Below are 14,122 nucleotides of genomic sequence, written 5' to 3'. Positions count from 1 at the left end.
CACCTCAATCGATCTTCACGACATCCCAGCCGCGTCGGACGAGCAGTTCGCCGGCGACGGCGAGATACGACTGCCCTCCGCGCGAGCGGGGGTCGTACTGCAGGATGGACTTTCCATGACTCGGGGCCTCCGCGAGGCGTACCGAGCGAGGGATGAAAGACTTGAAGAGCTTCTCTCCCATGAAGCGAGAGAGCTCGTCGCGGACCTGCTGGGCCAGGGAGAGGCGCGGGTCGAACATCGTCAGGACGGCGCCTTCGAGTTCCAGGGAGGGGTTGATCGTCTCCTTCACGCGGTTGACCGTCTGCACAAAGCTCGCAAGGCCTTCGAGCGCGTAGTATTCGCCTTGGATGGGAACGATGACCTTGTCCGCGGCGCAGAGAGCGTTGATCGTGAGAAGACCCAGAGAGGGTGGGGAGTCGATGATGATGAACTTGTAGAGGTCCCGGACGCTCTTGAGGGCCTCCCGCAGCCTGTTTTCACGTGAAAACGCATCCGCAAGGGCCATCTCCGCGCCCAACATATCCGAATTGGACGGCATAATGTCGAGTAATTCCTGTGCGGTATCTTTGATGGTTTTTTCAGCGGGCACATCTTCCAGCAGCGCCTGGTAGGTCCCGAACTCGACCGCGGACTTGTCGACACCGACCCCGGAGGTCGCGTTGCCTTGGGGATCCAGGTCCACCAACAAGGTCTCCTGACCGAAGCAGGCCAGGGCCGCGGCGATGTTGATGGCGGTGGTGGTCTTCCCGACGCCGCCTTTCTGGTTCGCGAGTGCGATGATCTCGGTCATGTGTCTCTTCCGGTGGTGGATAGGGGATATATAGGAGGGGCTGCCTGATTATATCGCTGAGAGCGCTCCGCGTCAATCAAGGCAATGAGTTTTCACGTGAAAACCATATAGATTCATGTGGATTTAGAGTCATATTGAATCATAATTTTGTTATTTGGATTGTTAGTAATCATATACAGCTATTCAGTGTTGTTTGTGCGTTAAACCGCGTGCGGCGATGAAAGGGGGGAGAAAGAGTATAATCCACGCATGGTTTTCGACCCCGATGCCCCGGCGGACGACGAAGGCGGGATCTTCGGCCTTCCGTTCAGCGAGAAAGAGGCCGCGCTCGTCCTTCTGCCCGTTCCGTGGGAGGCGACGACCTCCTACGGCGCCGGCGCCTCCGAGGGACCCGCCGCGCTGCTCGCGGCAAGCGGGCAGATCGACCTCTTCGACCCTGAGGTCGAACGGCCCTACGAGCCGGGCATCCACCTGCGCGCCGAGTCCGCGAAGGTACGGGCCTGGAGCCGGAAGGCGAAGGCCGCCGCGCAGAAGGTCATCCGCGCGGGGGGGAAGGTCGAGGGGAGCCGCGCGCTGCAGTCCGCGCTCTCTGCGGCCAACGCGCTGAGCGCGGAGCTCGACGCCTGGGTCCATGGGGAGTGCCGCGCGCTCATGGACGCCGGCAAGATCGCCTGCGTGCTGGGGGGGGACCACTCCACGCCCTTCGGCGCCTTCCAGGCCGCCGGCGAGGTGCACGGGGACTTCGGCCTCCTCCATTTCGACGCGCACTCCGACACGCGCGACGCCTACGAGGGCTTCGTCGGCTCCCACGCCTCCATCATGCGCAACGCGCTCGTCCGCCTGCCGCGCGTCAAGACGCTCGTGCAGGTCGGCATCCGCGACTACTGCGCGCAGGAAGACGCTTTCGTCCGCTCCCAGGGGGAGCGGGTCCGCGTCTTCTTCGACCACGAGCTCAAGCGCCGCCGCTTCGCCGGGGAGCCGTTCGCGAGGACCGTCTCCGACATCGTGACCGCCCTGCCGAAGAAGGTCTGGGTGAGCTTCGACATCGACGGGCTCGACCCCAAGCTCTGCCCGCACACGGGGACCCCCGTCCCCGGCGGCCTCGAGTTCGCGGAGGCCTCGTATATCCTCGCCGAGCTCGCCCGCTCCGGCCGGACCATCCTGGGCTTCGACCTCGTCGAGGTCGCTCCCGCCCCCGGCGGCAAGGATGAGTGGGACGCCAACGTGGGGATGCGGCTTCTTTACAAACTCATCGCCTGGACGTTCGTGAGCCGCGGCCTTCGTCGCGCCCGTTGAACTCGGCGCGACGCAGGCCCCTCATCGCGCCGGATCTGTTCGTGGTGCCGTCGGGAGCTCGGGGTCGTCACGGGCCGGGATACGCTCGGCGGCGGCTACACCCACGGCGTCTGCCCCGTCTGCCTGACCCATATCCTCCGCCAGTCCCGCCCGCCCGACCTCGTCCCCTCTTCCAAAGGTTCCTAACTCCTCATCTTGTCGGTCGTTCGGCCCTCCCGCTCTTTGATTCGCGGGAGGGCCGCCCACCTCCCAGGCGTTGGTGGAGGGTGGGGGAGGTCCCCCAAACCGCGAGAATCATCCCCTTCTCTTGAGCTCAACGATACCTGTGGGGAGAAGGGAAGGCTTCGTCTAAGAAGCTAATAGGACTCACAAGAGATACGGTGGCGTGAGGAGACGAGGTCGAAGCGTGCCTGCGCGGCGGGTGACGGCGGAAGGGCCCCGGCACCGAGGAGCGCAATGTCCGTAGCCGTCTGAGCACCGCAGGTGCCGGGAAGGCGCCGCCGGCAGGACCCGCCGCAAAAAAGAAACCCCGGGGTGTCATCCCCGGGGTTCCTCTTTGTGGAAGATAAGTCTCAGCGCTTCGCGGCCGGCTCCTTCGTCTCGTTGAGGACCTTGTTGAAGTTGAAGGCCTTGCGGTTCTTCCAGTTGCCCTTGTGGTAGGCGTAGCCCGCCATGATGGGCACCGCGATGGTCGCTTCGCACCAGACCATCTGCTCGTAGGTGATGTCCACCTTGCCCCACGAGCGCGCCTCTCGCAGCGTCGAGCCCGAGAGGGCGCCGTCGCGCTCGTCGGCGACGGTGACCTGGATCGCGTACTTGTGCATCTTCGGCTCGAAGCCGACCATCTCGAGGCCGACCGTCATGTCCTGGGCGAAGTTCTTCGGGACGCCGCCGCCGATCATGAGCAGGCCGGTGTTCTTGCTGGCGAGCTTCAGGCGCACCAGCTCGCGGAAGTCGCGGGCCGAGTCGATCGTGACGTGGGCGTCCGGCTTGTGCCACTGGTGGTAGAGCAGGCCCATGCCCGCCGAGCAGTCGGAGAAGGCCGGGCAGAAGATCGGCACGCCCTTCTTGAAGCACTCGAGGGTGATGGAGTCCTGCGCCTTGTTGTTCTTGACGAGGTAGCGGCCCATCTCGGCGATGAACTCGCGCGAGGAGTAGGGCTGCGGCTTCAGGCCGTCGGCGATGCGGGCCGTGGTGTTGTCGCACTCTCCGAGCTCGTCCTCGCAGATGAACGTGTCGTAGATGCGGTCGACGCGCACGTCGCGCAGCTGGCAGTCGTCGGCCCACTTGTTGCCCTTGTAGTGCAGGTAGCCGAGCGACTCGAAGAAGTCCTGGTCGATGATGTTCGCGCCCGTCGAGACGATGGCGTCGACCATGTTGTTGTGGACGAGGTCGTAGACGACGCGCTTGAGGCCGGCGGAGAACAGCGAGCCCGCGAGGCAGAGGACGACGGCGCAGTCCTTGTCGGCGAGCATCATGTCGTAGATCTCGCTCGCCCGCGCGAGGTCGCGCGCGGAGAAGGCCATCTTCGACATGGCCTCGACGAGCTTGACCGTGTCGTGCTTCTTGATGTCGATGTGTTCGATGGGCGTCTTCAGAAAGTCCGACTTCTTAGCCATGATGGCCTCTTCTTCAGCGTCCTTCTTGCCGTTTTAAGCAGTCCGGGCCCGTCGTCGCGTTGAGACCTCCTCATACGCGCGCGTACCACAAGACTTCGCAATGATATAAAAAAAGAAACATCCGTGTGCTAACCTTTTTGACGATGAACGCTTCGAAGGCTCCGCGCCCGCGCGCGGCGCTCCTCTCTCTGCTCGTCCTCGGCGCCGCCACGGCGCTCGCGCGCGAGCCGCTGCCGCGGGTCTCTACGGCTCCCGTCGTCGGCGCGCAGGCGCCCGCGGCGGCCCCCGTGCGGCGCAGGAAGAAGGCCTTCGACCCCGACACGCATTGGCGTCCGCGCCACCGCCGGAAAGCCGCCGTCGTCGTCGACTCCGGGCCCGCGCGCATCCCGCTCGAGCCGGGCCGCTGGAAGCCCGAGGTCCGCGACGCGCTCGAGCTCCGGCTCGCGCGCGAAGGCCGTCTTTCCTCGCGCTACGATCCGGAGGATCCGCCCGTCGCCGTGCTCATGCTCGACGGCCTCGCCGGCGCGCATTCGGCCGGCGACGCGCTCTTCCGACGCCTCGTCGACCATGCGGAGTTCCGCTTCGACGACAAATATTGGCGCATGATCCCCGAACCCTTCGGCGGCGAGCGCGTGCGCGCCGGCTACAACGGCTTCAAGGACCGCCCGCCCGCCGTCTGGCCCAAGGATGAGGACTACGCCGTCTACCGCAAGGCCTTCTACCGGGCGCGGCGCGAAGTATGTCGGCTCTGGGGCGGGCGCGAGTGCGCGCGCTGGAAGGCCACGCTGCTCGCCGGCTTCTCCGAGCGCGACCTGCGCGCGATCGTGCGCGAGGCGATCCCCGACGCGCTCGCGGAGCCGGTGGGTTCCGGGCGGGCGGGGGACTTCCTCGACGACCCCGACCCCGTCGAGTTCCCGACCGGCCTGCGCCGGGTCCCCGAGCTCGAGGAGCTCGCGCGCAAGCTCGCGGAGCAGGGCTTCGTCGTCTGGGTCATGAGCCGCTCCGACCAGTGGTCGGCCGAGCGCTTCGCGTCCCTTTACCGCGTGCCTTCGGAGCGGGTCCTCGGCGTGCGCAACGTCGTCATGGAAGGGAAGCTCGAGGCCGGCATGATCCCGCCGCTGCCGTGGGGGACCGGCACGGTCGAGGCGCTCCTGCGCATCGTCGGCAAGGAGCCCGACATCGCCCTGCTCGGCCTCGACGATCGGGAGCTGGCGGCGAAGACGGCGCTGCCCGTCTGGTTCCTGGAGGAGGGCGTCCTGCCGCCGAAGCCCGAGGCGCTGACGCAGACGGTCTTCAAGCCGCTGCGCATGCCGCAGAGCGCGGGCGGCGAGGAGGAGGCGGAGCGGGAGGGGCTCCAAGGAGAGCCCGGGACCCAGGCGGCGGGCCCCTGACTCCTGGGCCCTGGGGCCCAGATTCTTCGCAGGGCTTGGCGGGATATGGTAGAATGAGTTCCCGCCGTACGGACGCAGCGATACTATTTCGGAGGCGCGTCGATGAAGTTCGAAGAAGAGATCGGAGACCTGTTCGTGACGGAGTCCGAAGTCACCGTCAAGCTCCACCCCAGCTGCAAGACCAAGAAGAAGCCCATCGCTTGGTTCGCCGACGGAGAGGTGCAGGACCACCGGCGCGCCGTCCGCGACATCCAGGGGCTCGTCGAGGGTCTGCGCGGCAAGACCCGCATCGTCCGCGGCCTCACGGTGACCACGGACCGCGGCGCCCATTTCGACCTCGACGGCAGCGGCCTCGGCGACGCCGTCGAGAAAGCCGGCTTTTCGATCCTGAACTAGCCTCCGGGCTCCCCGGATAGAGAGAAGCCCCTCCCTGCGGAGGGGCTTCCTCTATTAAGGACGTCCGAGTCGGAAGAGCTCCCGGGCGTTGGCGTTGGTCGCCTCGGCGACCGCCGCTTCGGTCGTCGCCAGCGCGGCGGCGAGGCCCCGGGCGATCTCGGGGAGGAAGGCGGGCTCGTTGCGGCGGCCGCGGGAGCTCTGGGGGGGGAGGTAGGGGCAGTCGGTCTCGAGGACGAGCGCGGCGAGCCCGACGGCGCGGAAGGCGTCGCGCAGCGGCTCGTTCTTCGGATACGTCACGGGGCCGTCGACGCCGAGCGCGAAGCCCAGGGCGGCGCCGCGCAAGGCCTCCGTCCGTCCCCCGGAGAAGCAGTGCAGGACTCCGCGCAGGCGCCCGCGCGCGGGACGGTCGCGATAGAACGCCTCGAGGATGTCCAGGGTGTCGGGGAAGGCGTCGCGGGAGTGCACGACGACGGGAAGGGCCGCGGCGTCGGCCGCCTCGAGCATGCCGAGGAAGGCCGCCTTCTGCAGGTCCCGGGGATGCGGGCACTTCGCGTAGTCGAGACCGATCTCGCCGGCGGCGACGACGACGGGGTCCTCCGCGCAGCGAAGAAGGCGTCCGGCGAGCGAGGGCTCGTAGCGGTCGGCCGAGTAGGGATGCAGGCCGAGCGCGCAGCGCAGGCCGCGCGAGCGTGCGAGCGCCAGGACCGGCTCCCAGGTCTCGGGAGAGTCGGCGATCTCCACGACGAGGCCGACCCCCGCCGTTTGCGCGCGCGCGAGCGCGTCGGCGCGGTCCGCGTCGAAGGCGGGGTCGAGCAGATGGGCGTGGGTGTCAATCAGCCGAGAATCCTGCAAGGATTCTCGGCTGATGTTAAGATAAGACTTCGTTTTGTCTTGAGGAGACTGAATTTTCCCGCCCATACCGTCCGGCATGCGAACAGGGAAAATTCAGTCTACTTGGCGAAGTACTTCCAGCGCTTGATGTCGCCGTTGCGGGAGTTCGCTTCCTGGACGAGGTCCTCTTCGACCTGGTTCCAGCGGTCCTCGTCTTCGTAGGGTTTCTGCCCGGTCATCTCCTGCCAGGCCTTCTCGCTGCGCTCCTCGGTCTGCAGCTGCTCCCAGAGCGCGTCGATGTCCTTGGGGGAGAGGGTCTTCTGCGCACCGGTCATGGCGCCGGCGAGGCGCAGGGTGCGTGTGAAAGCGGACTTCTTTACGCCGTGCTTGCGCCCGCGCGCGGGCGCCGCGGCTTTGCGGACGGCTTTGCGCGCCGGCCGGCGCGCGGGTCTGCGGACGCTCTTGCGGGCGGCCTTGCGCGCGGGTCTGCGGGTCTTCTTCTTGGGCGGCATGGGTCTTCCTCCGATCCTCAGGGAGATTCTAGCGCGTTCGTGCGTGCGAGGGAAGCGTCATCTTCCCGGGTTGTCGTGCGGCGAGACCTCGACGAGCGTCTCGAGGAGGCCGTTGAGGCGCTCGTCGTCGGCTCCGGTGGTGACGATGTAGTAGACCTTCTGCCCGACCAGATAGGCCTTCGCCTGGGCGAAGGGCTGCGTGACGGAGAAGACGGACGCGTTGAGTCCGTTATAGACCGCGGCGCGGACCGTGAACTGCGCCCGCTCGAGCTGGAGGCGCTGCTGGGCGATCGCCCGGAGGGTGTCGAGGCCCAGGACCCCTCCCGGGGTGCGGCGCGGCACGGCCTCGATGCGGAGGATGCCCAGCGCGCCGTAAAGCCCCTCATGGATGAAGTTCGTCGGGTTGGTCCCGGTGGGATAGAGGTGGACGACCTCGTGGCGTTTCTCCGGGTCCAGGAAGCCGGCCTCGGCCTGGTAGCCGGCCGGCAGCTTGACCATGTAGCCGTAGTGCCCGTTGAAGATGAACGCGTCGCCGTCCTGGACGACCTGCGCCGAGGGCTGCGGCGGAGCGGCGGTCTCCGCGGGGACGGGGTCCGGGGAGTTCGCGGGCCTGTCGAGGGCGATGTAAGCGGCGACGGCGATCATCGCGACCCCCAGGAAGATCCCGTAGACGGCGTTCTTGCCGCGCGGACGGCGCGGGAAGGGCGCCGGCCCGCGCATCTCCGCGAAAGCGGCCTCGATCTCCTCCGGAGAAAGCCCTTCGTCGATGAGATGCTCGCGCACGGACTGCTCGCCGTGAGCGGCCAGGTTCTCGCGTATGTAGCGGATGAGCTCTGAGTTCGCCATCGTCTCCTCGTCCGAGGAAATCGTCTGCGCCCGGCCCTCGTCGCCGTCCGTATCGCGCTGTCGCGCGCGGCGCCGAGGACTGTGCGGAAGGAAAAGGTCTGCGCCCGGCAGGGTTCGAACCTGCGACCAACCCGTTATGAGCGGGCTGCTCTGACCGCTGAGCTACGGGCGCTCCGTCGTCGACGATTGTACTACTTCCGCCCGAGGCTTCAGCGCACGCCGAAGACGCTCAGCAGGCCGTTGGAGCCGCGCAGGAACGTGAGGGTCGCCGTCCCGAAGGTCCAGGCGGCGGGCTTGTCGAGGGGCAGAGAGGCTTCCGTGATCGGCCACATCCGCGTGTTCGTGCCGTCCTCCTGGATGAGGAGCAGGCTGCGGCTGTCCGCGAAGGAGCCGGTGGCCGGGTCCACGTCGGTGCCGTAGAGCAGCCAGAGCTCGCGGCCGGCGGCGCGCAAGACGTAGGCGTTCGCCCGCAGGGCGTCGAAGAGCGCGCCGGTCTTGATCCGGTGCGCCGGACCCGCGGTACCCGCGGCGGGTTCGAGGATCAGGGTGCTCCCCCGGGAGGGGTTGTTGAAGTCGTCGAAGGGGAGGACTCGGACGGCCGCCCCCTGCGTGAAGGTGAGGTAGCGGTGGGAGAAGGACGGGTCGGAGGCCATGCTCACGTCCCAGTCGCCGGGACCCAGGCGCAGGCGCAGCAGGCGGCGGTGTGCGTCGAGGCGCTCGGACATCCGGAAGCTCCCCAGGAGTTCCGGCGCGGCCGCGGCGGCCGGGGCGCGGGAGGGGAGGAGGAGAGCGGGTGAAACGACCGCGCCGGAGGCGCCGACGAGAGGCGCCCCCGCGCCTCTCGCGGCGCGGAAAGCTTCGGGCGCGAGGAGGACCTCGAAAGCGGCGGCGCCCGCCGCCCGATGGGATTCCGGGGCGGCGAGCGCCGTCGTCGGCAGCAGCGCGAAGAGGAGGGCGGCCTCGACCTTCCCCATCCTCAGCGCGCGAGCGCGGCGGCCGGCGCGGCCGGCGCGGCGGCGGAGAGCGTCATGTCGGCCGCCCGATAGGGGTCGTCGGCCAGGTCGATGAGGTAGAGGACGGGCTGGACGTTCCTCTGGATCTCGGGCTTGATGACGGAAGGCCCCGGATAGAAGCCGCCGGCTCCGCCGCTCGCGGGGCCGAGCTCGATGGTGAAGGAGAAGATCTTCAGGGCTCCCCAGCTCCAGTCGGTCATGTCCCCGGTCGCCGGGTAGAGGTCCGAGGACTGCTCGGCGGTGTAGCCGGTCCAGGAGGCCATCTTCTCGGCCATGTTCTTGTAGGCCTTCAGCGCCCGCGGGTCGGAGATGGGCTCCTCGACCCCGCCCCAGGGGTAGAGCACGAGCGCGCTGTAGCTGTGGTAGCTGATCAGCGTCTTGAGGTTTGGCCGCGCCTCGCAGAACTGCTTGACCGCCCGGCTCTCGGGCTCCGAGAAGGCTCGCGGTCCGTGATAGGTGTCGTCGCCGGGGTAGTCCGAGGTTCCGACGCCGCCGAAGAGCCAGTCGTAGTTGCGGTTGAGGTCCACTCCGACGGAGCCGTCGGAGTTCTTCGCCATGTTCTTGCGCTGCCAGCGGTAGCGGCCGGTGGCGATGTCGTATTCCGAGCCGTCCGGGTTCACGAGCGGGATGAAGTAGACGTCGCGCTCCTGGAGGAGTTTCGCCACGTCGGCGCGCTTGCGGTTCTCGACGATCCAGCGGGCGACGCCGAGTACGACCTCGGTGGAGATGTGCTCGCGGGCGTGGTGCGTTCCCAGGAACACGGCGCCCGGCTTGCGGCTCGCCTGCGTCCCGCGCTCCGAGGAGTTCAGGCGCAGCGCCGTGATCGGGCGGCCCTGGACGCTGCTCCCGATGGAGAAGAGGCTCGTCAGCTCGGGGGCCAGAGAGGCGATGCCCTTGAGCTCGGCGTCGAGGCGGGTGAAGTTGTGGTAGGCGGAGTCCGCCGGCGGGAAGTCCTCCGGGGAGATGGTGCGCAGCGGGGTCTTCTTGAGGATGCGCAGGCCGAGTCCCTCGAGGCGCTGGAGGGCGGCCGGGCCGGCGATCCCGGAGACTTTCGTCCCGTTGACGGCTTCGATGGCGAAGCCGCTGTTCGCGATGCGGCTGCGGGCGCCCTTGTCGGGCGCCTCGAGCTCGACCCAGACCCGGTCCTCGCTGAGCAGGGCGTCGGGTTTATGGACCTTCGTTCCCTTGGCCTTGGCCGCGGTCTCGGAGACCGCGGCGGGAGCGGAGGCCGCGCCGTCCATCCACGAGGAGTCCTGCGCGAGCGCGAGTGCGGGCGCGAGGAGGAGGCCGACGGCCAGGAGGGTCGAGCTCGAGGGGCGCATAGCTCAGCGGACCTTGCTCAACAGGCGCTGGGCTTCGGAGTCCGCCTGGGTGACCTGGTTATCGAGTTCGCGGGACTCCCGCTCGACGTCGAAGGCCTCCATGTGCATCTGGATGCGGCGAAGGTCCCAGCCCATGCTCCGCAGGTCGTTGGTGATCCAGACCAGGTCGCTGCCCAGCCATCGGGTCTCGGAGGCGAGCGCCTGCGCCGGGCCGACGAGCGCGGGGTCCTTGTCGGTGACGGCGTTGTCGACGCGGCGGACGCCGTAGGCCAGGTCCTGCGCCTTGCGGGCGGTTTCCTGCAGGAAGTAGTTGAAGCGCTGGACGTCGTAGCGCAGGATGCTGTCCGCCGTCTGAGCGCCGCGGACGCGGCTGCTCAGGCTCAGCAGTTCGCCGCGCATGCGGGAGAGGTCGGCGCGCAGCCACTGGGCCGTACCCCGCAGTCGGTTGATGTCGGCGACGAGAGAGGCGTTCTTCGTCTCGACCTGCTGGGCACGCACGGCGAGCACGTTCTGGCGGAGCAGACCGAGGGAGGTCTCGAAGGAGACCGGGACCTGCGCGGCGGCGGTGACGCTGATGAGGAATGGAACGAGGACGATGAGACTTCTCATGCTGCCTCCGGGACCCCGGGCTGGGGCCCTACCCTAGGACTTTAGTCCCTGCCGTGGGCCCACGCGAGAGGCGTAGGCCCCATCGTAATCTGGGTCCCCAGGCCTAGGATGTTGCTTTTCTCGTCGAGGAGGGGTGTGCGGTACGGAGGGGGCACATGGACCGAAGGACCCATGCGGACAAGTCTTTCGGTCCGCTGAGGGCCTACTTTATTTTCTCGAATGTGACCTGGAGGCGGGAGGAGGGGACGACGACGATCTGGTAGGGCGTCAGACCGGGAGCTCCGTCCGGGAGCTCCCGCCAGCTGACCCAGAGGTTGGGGCCCTGGGGCTTGATGGAGACGATCTCTACGCCCTTCGAGGGGCTGCCGAAGACGCCGACGGCCATCTGGCGGGAGAAATCGAGCGCGGGGGCGGCGTCGGTCCGGCCGGCGGAGCTCCAGAGCTTGGCCCATTTGTCCTTCTCCAGGGCCTGGGCGCCGCCGGGCGGCAGTCCGGGCGCGGCGCCCGTCCACGCCTGCTTCCAGCTGAAGTCGATCCGGGGTTCCCGGACCTGTGGAAGCGGCGGCCGCACCGGCCGCGCCTGGACCGCGGTGGGCTGGATGTCCATCGGCATGTCGAAGCGCTCGGCGGCGGGCTTGCCGCCGGAGAGGTTCTTGCCGCGCACGAAGTCGACGCTGTCGGCGGTCTTTCCCGACGCCGGGGGAGCGGCTTCGACGAGGGGTCCGGACGGATCGGGGTCGGAGATGAGGCGCGGGCTCTCCGTCCCCTGCATCGGGACCGCCGGGGCGCGCTGATTCTGTCGTCGCTGATTGAGGCTCACGAGCGCGGCCGTCATCTCGCGCATGTAGGCCATGGCCTCTTTCTTGGTCATGGGGTGGTCCTTCCCGACGGCCTCGACGGTCCCTTCGCGGGCGTCCTCCGTCTCCTCCTCCGGCTGGACCCCGATCTTCGCGATGCCCATGCGCGTCCGTTCCTGCTCCAGGAAGTTGTGGATCTCCTCGTTGCTCGCGACCGTCTCGGTAGGCGGCGCGATGGGCGGCGCCTGGACTCCCGCGGAGTCCCCGGGCATCGCCGAGGGTTCGGCGGGCGTCGCGGGCTCGGTCGGGACGACGAGCGGGGTCCCTGCGGCCTGGACGTCGCTGCGCCAATGGACGCCCGCGGCGGGGTCGACGCCGGCGCGGAAGTCGTCGACCGCGGCGCCGCGGCCGCGGAAGAGGAAGCCCGCCGCGAGGACGAGTGCGCCGAGTCCGGCGAGGACCGCGGCGGCCACGGCGCGCCGCCGCGCGGGGGTGTTCACCTGGACGGCTCCGCGCTCGGGCACTCGGGCTTGGAGTCGTCGTAGTTCATCGTGTAGTCGTCGTCGCGCAGGATGCCGCTGACGACGGCGCGTTCGGAGAGCGGGCCGGGTTCGACGGCTTTCACGAGGCCGTTGCGGGTTCCGGACTCGAGCAGGGTCCGGTAGGCGGAGAGTTCGTCGGAGAGGGTCTTGCCGCGCGCCTCGATGCGGCGCAGGCGGGCGGGGTCGGGCTTCGCCGCGTAGGCTCCGAGGTCCTGGAGCACGCGGTCGCGGTCGCCCCGGAGGGCCTCCTGCAGCGACTTCAGACGCTCGAGGACTCCCTGCACCTGGAGCCCGTGCGCGCCGTTGAGGCGGAGCTGCCAGCACTGGTAGAGCTTCGTGGAGAGGCCGAGCGACATGGATTTCGAGGGGACCATGATGTTCGTCGCGACCGTTCGCTCGACCTCGGGCCAGCGCGCCTCGATGGCCGAGACGACCCTTTCGGCCTGCGCGTCGCCGGCCGGACGGGGGAGGCGGCCGCCCGAGGAAGGGTTCGTCCCCGCCCGGAGAGGCAGGGCGCCCAGGAGGAGCGCGAGGGAGAGCGCCGCGGGCCGCGGGGTCATTGGCTGCGGATGACGCCCTTTTCCTGAAGGGTCTTCAGCATCGCGTCGAAGGAGCGCGCGACGTCCTGGAGCTCATCGGAGCCGCGCAGGTGGAAATCGGTCTTCACCGGCTCGTTGCGCGCGATCTTCAGCATGTCCTGCGCGATGCGGTGCAGGGGGCCGGCGAGGCGCAGGGAGTAGAAGAGCGTCGCCGCCAGGCCGAGGATGAGGTTGATGACGAGCGAGACGGCCACCGCGGGGAGGATGATCTCCGCGCGCTTGAGGAGCATGGGGTGCGAGCCCGCCTCCGGGCGAACGAAGAAGAAGTCCCCCGGCCAGCGCTGGTCGGCCACGAGCAGGAAGACCTCGATGCAGGCGGCGGTGACCAGGGTGGCCAGGACGGCCCAGCCGGCCATGCGCAGCATCATCTGGATCTGGAAGCGCGGCTCCACGAGGAGACGGCGTCGTCGGTTGGCGTTCATCGGGCGCTCTTGCGGCGGATGCGGTATTTGCGGCGCAGCATGCGCGCCGCGGGCGCGGGCAGGTAATGGTCGAGGCTGGCGCCGAAGGAGGCGACGCTCTTGACGATGGTCGACGAGAGGTAGGTGTAGCGGTCGTCGGGCATGAGGAAGACCGTCTCGACCTTCGGGTGGAGCTGGCGGTTGACCGCCGCCATCTGGAACTCATAGTCGAGGTCGCTGACCGCGCGCAGGCCGCGGATGATGATGTGCGAATCGCGCTTGCGCAGGTAGTCCACGAGCAGCCCCGGCATGGCGTCGACCTCGACGCCCGGCATGCCGCGGACGCACTCCTCGAGCATCCCCAGGCGTTCGGCGACGCTGAAGGTGCACTTCTTGGCCGGGTTCGAGAGGACCGCGACGATGACGCGGTCGAAGAGCCGGCTGGCGCGATGGACGATGTCGAGGTGCCCCCGGGTGACGGGGTCGAAGCTTCCCGGATAGACGGCGATCTTCTTCATGGACGCCTCCGTTCGGGAATCTACCAAAAATCTGCTATAAATGGGCGATGCCGCTCCTCAGCGTCCTCGCCAGCCTTCTCGAGTTCCTCGTCACCTCGCTCCTCGCGGTGGTCGTGGTGTATCTCACGCTCCGGGCGCTCATCCGGACGAACACGGACTTCGACGAAGACGACCAGCTGCTGCGCGGCAACGTCGCCGTGGGCCTGCTCGTGGCGGCGCTCCTCCTCGGCTCGGCTTCCATGATGCACAAGGCCTTCGAGCCGGCCGCCGACCTCCTGCGCAGCTGGTTCTCGAGCGCCCAGGCCCGTCAGTTCGGGATCCTGAAGCTCGCGCTCTACACGCTCGGGGACCTGGCGCTCTCCTTCGGCGTCACGGTGATGACGATGTCCCTGTCGCTTCGGCTCTTCGGTCGTCTGACCCGGACCGAGAAGATGCGGGCCGGCGCCGAGCTGGAGAAGGGGAACCTCGCCGTGGGCATCCTTCTGGCGAGCGTCGTCTTCATCGTCGCGCTCTTCGTCGGCGACGGGCTGGCGGCGGTCTCGAAGGCCGTGCTGCCGGCTCCCCGCGCCGGCATGCTCCGCATCATGCGGTAGTCGGGAATCCTCAACGGGGATTCCCGACAGGGTCTAGTCCAGCTGTT

16 protein-coding genes and 1 tRNA gene are annotated in these 14,122 nt (G+C 68.3%); 4 read left to right on the top strand and 13 right to left on the bottom strand.

Going from position 1 to position 14,122, the window contains the following annotated elements; translation table 11 throughout:
• Nucleotides 1-4 precede the first annotated feature (4 nt).
• Nucleotides 5-790 carry an AAA family ATPase gene (locus tag WC969_08990; GenBank protein MFA6029975.1) on the bottom strand — a complete coding sequence of 262 codons (786 nt, stop codon included), beginning with the start codon at nt 788-790 and terminating at the stop codon, nt 5-7.
• 249 nt (nt 791-1,039) lie between these two features.
• On the opposite strand from WC969_08990, the gene WC969_08985 reads away from it, so the two are divergent.
• The gene (locus tag WC969_08985; GenBank protein MFA6029974.1) at nt 1,040-2,086 is read left to right on the top strand and encodes an agmatinase family protein; all 1,047 of its coding nucleotides are present in this window, start codon (nt 1,040-1,042) and stop codon (nt 2,084-2,086) included.
• 572 nt (nt 2,087-2,658) lie between these two features.
• Here the strand turns inward: WC969_08985 and WC969_08980 are convergent.
• On the bottom strand, nt 2,659-3,705 hold the full coding sequence (locus tag WC969_08980) for a deoxyhypusine synthase (protein MFA6029973.1): 1,047 nt from the start codon (nt 3,703-3,705) through the stop codon (nt 2,659-2,661).
• Between the two features lie 143 nt (nt 3,706-3,848).
• On the opposite strand from WC969_08980, the gene WC969_08975 reads away from it, so the two are divergent.
• Complete coding sequence (locus tag WC969_08975) at nt 3,849-5,096, top strand: hypothetical protein (GenBank protein MFA6029972.1); 1,248 nt, start codon at nt 3,849-3,851, stop codon at nt 5,094-5,096.
• 102 nt (nt 5,097-5,198) lie between these two features.
• On the top strand, nt 5,199-5,492 hold the full coding sequence (locus WC969_08970; protein MFA6029971.1) for a hypothetical protein: 294 nt from the start codon (nt 5,199-5,201) through the stop codon (nt 5,490-5,492).
• Between the two features lie 54 nt (nt 5,493-5,546).
• On the opposite strand, the gene WC969_08965 is transcribed toward WC969_08970, so the two are convergent.
• The 11 genes from WC969_08965 to coaD form a co-directional block, all read right to left on the bottom strand.
• Nucleotides 5,547-6,344, bottom strand: coding sequence for a TatD family hydrolase (locus tag WC969_08965; protein ID MFA6029970.1), 798 nt, complete (start codon nt 6,342-6,344; stop codon nt 5,547-5,549).
• Nucleotides 6,345-6,442: 98 nt separating this feature from the next.
• Nucleotides 6,443-6,835 (bottom strand): hypothetical protein, encoded by a 393-nt coding sequence (locus WC969_08960; GenBank protein MFA6029969.1) that lies wholly within the window; start codon nt 6,833-6,835, stop codon nt 6,443-6,445.
• A gap of 57 nt (nt 6,836-6,892) precedes the next feature.
• The gene (locus WC969_08955; GenBank protein ID MFA6029968.1) at nt 6,893-7,681 is read right to left on the bottom strand and encodes a hypothetical protein; all 789 of its coding nucleotides are present in this window, start codon (nt 7,679-7,681) and stop codon (nt 6,893-6,895) included.
• 99 nt (nt 7,682-7,780) lie between these two features.
• Nucleotides 7,781-7,853: transfer RNA gene (locus WC969_08950), tRNA-Ile, on the bottom strand.
• Between the two features lie 37 nt (nt 7,854-7,890).
• Nucleotides 7,891-8,655, bottom strand: a complete 765-nt coding sequence (locus WC969_08945) for a hypothetical protein (protein MFA6029967.1) — start codon at nt 8,653-8,655, stop codon at nt 7,891-7,893.
• 2 nt (nt 8,656-8,657) lie between these two features.
• On the bottom strand, nt 8,658-10,016 hold the full coding sequence (locus WC969_08940) for a M14 family metallopeptidase (GenBank protein MFA6029966.1): 1,359 nt from the start codon (nt 10,014-10,016) through the stop codon (nt 8,658-8,660).
• A 3-nt stretch (nt 10,017-10,019) separates the two neighbouring features.
• Nucleotides 10,020-10,625: a hypothetical protein gene (locus WC969_08935; protein ID MFA6029965.1), complete on the bottom strand. Its 606-nt coding sequence runs from the start codon at nt 10,623-10,625 to the stop codon at nt 10,020-10,022.
• 202 nt (nt 10,626-10,827) lie between these two features.
• Entirely contained in the window at nt 10,828-11,922 is a 1,095-nt protein-coding gene (locus WC969_08930) for a hypothetical protein (GenBank protein ID MFA6029964.1), read from the bottom strand.
• A complete protein-coding gene (locus WC969_08925; protein MFA6029963.1) occupies nt 11,919-12,524 on the bottom strand; it encodes a hypothetical protein in 606 nt (201 codons plus the stop codon). The genes WC969_08930 and WC969_08925 overlap by 4 nt, the downstream gene beginning before the upstream one ends.
• The gene (locus tag WC969_08920; GenBank protein ID MFA6029962.1) at nt 12,521-12,985 is read right to left on the bottom strand and encodes a HAMP domain-containing protein; all 465 of its coding nucleotides are present in this window, start codon (nt 12,983-12,985) and stop codon (nt 12,521-12,523) included. The genes WC969_08925 and WC969_08920 overlap by 4 nt, the downstream gene beginning before the upstream one ends.
• Nucleotides 12,982-13,482: a pantetheine-phosphate adenylyltransferase gene (coaD, locus tag WC969_08915; GenBank protein MFA6029961.1), complete on the bottom strand. Its 501-nt coding sequence runs from the start codon at nt 13,480-13,482 to the stop codon at nt 12,982-12,984. Before coaD ends, WC969_08920 begins: the two co-directional genes overlap by 4 nt.
• Nucleotides 13,483-13,529: 47 nt before the next feature.
• On the opposite strand from coaD, the gene WC969_08910 reads away from it, so the two are divergent.
• The gene (locus WC969_08910) at nt 13,530-14,075 is read left to right on the top strand and encodes a DUF350 domain-containing protein (protein ID MFA6029960.1); all 546 of its coding nucleotides are present in this window, start codon (nt 13,530-13,532) and stop codon (nt 14,073-14,075) included.
• Nucleotides 14,076-14,122 lie beyond the last annotated feature (47 nt).

The sequence above is a fragment of the Elusimicrobiota bacterium genome, assembly GCA_041660925.1.
Lineage (GTDB): Bacteria > Elusimicrobiota > Elusimicrobia > UBA1565 > UBA1565 > JBAZUV01.
The sequence above is the reverse complement of the archived record's forward strand: the minus strand, read 5'-3'. Positions and strand labels throughout refer to the sequence as shown.

What these genes read in the sequence shown, in the direction of transcription:
- WC969_08990 (MFA6029975.1), bottom strand. Translation starts at nt 790, where the DNA reads ATGACCGAGATCATCGCACTCGCGAACCAGAAAGGCGGCGTCGGGAAG.
- WC969_08960 (MFA6029969.1), bottom strand. Translation starts at nt 6,835, where the DNA reads ATGCCGCCCAAGAAGAAGACCCGCAGACCCGCGCGCAAGGCCGCCCGC.
- WC969_08920 (MFA6029962.1), bottom strand. Translation starts at nt 12,985, where the DNA reads ATGAACGCCAACCGACGACGCCGTCTCCTCGTGGAGCCGCGCTTCCAG.
- WC969_08925 (MFA6029963.1), bottom strand. Translation starts at nt 12,524, where the DNA reads ATGACCCCGCGGCCCGCGGCGCTCTCCCTCGCGCTCCTCCTGGGCGCC.
- WC969_08910 (MFA6029960.1), top strand. Translation starts at nt 13,530, where the DNA reads ATGCCGCTCCTCAGCGTCCTCGCCAGCCTTCTCGAGTTCCTCGTCACC.
- WC969_08945 (MFA6029967.1), bottom strand. Translation starts at nt 8,655, where the DNA reads ATGGGGAAGGTCGAGGCCGCCCTCCTCTTCGCGCTGCTGCCGACGACG.
- WC969_08985 (MFA6029974.1), top strand. Translation starts at nt 1,040, where the DNA reads ATGGTTTTCGACCCCGATGCCCCGGCGGACGACGAAGGCGGGATCTTC.
- WC969_08980 (MFA6029973.1), bottom strand. Translation starts at nt 3,705, where the DNA reads ATGGCTAAGAAGTCGGACTTTCTGAAGACGCCCATCGAACACATCGAC.
- WC969_08940 (MFA6029966.1), bottom strand. Translation starts at nt 10,016, where the DNA reads ATGCGCCCCTCGAGCTCGACCCTCCTGGCCGTCGGCCTCCTCCTCGCG.
- WC969_08955 (MFA6029968.1), bottom strand. Translation starts at nt 7,681, where the DNA reads ATGGCGAACTCAGAGCTCATCCGCTACATACGCGAGAACCTGGCCGCT.
- coaD (MFA6029961.1), bottom strand. Translation starts at nt 13,482, where the DNA reads ATGAAGAAGATCGCCGTCTATCCGGGAAGCTTCGACCCCGTCACCCGG.
- WC969_08970 (MFA6029971.1), top strand. Translation starts at nt 5,199, where the DNA reads ATGAAGTTCGAAGAAGAGATCGGAGACCTGTTCGTGACGGAGTCCGAA.
- WC969_08935 (MFA6029965.1), bottom strand. Translation starts at nt 10,625, where the DNA reads ATGAGAAGTCTCATCGTCCTCGTTCCATTCCTCATCAGCGTCACCGCC.
- WC969_08975 (MFA6029972.1), top strand. Translation starts at nt 3,849, where the DNA reads ATGAACGCTTCGAAGGCTCCGCGCCCGCGCGCGGCGCTCCTCTCTCTG.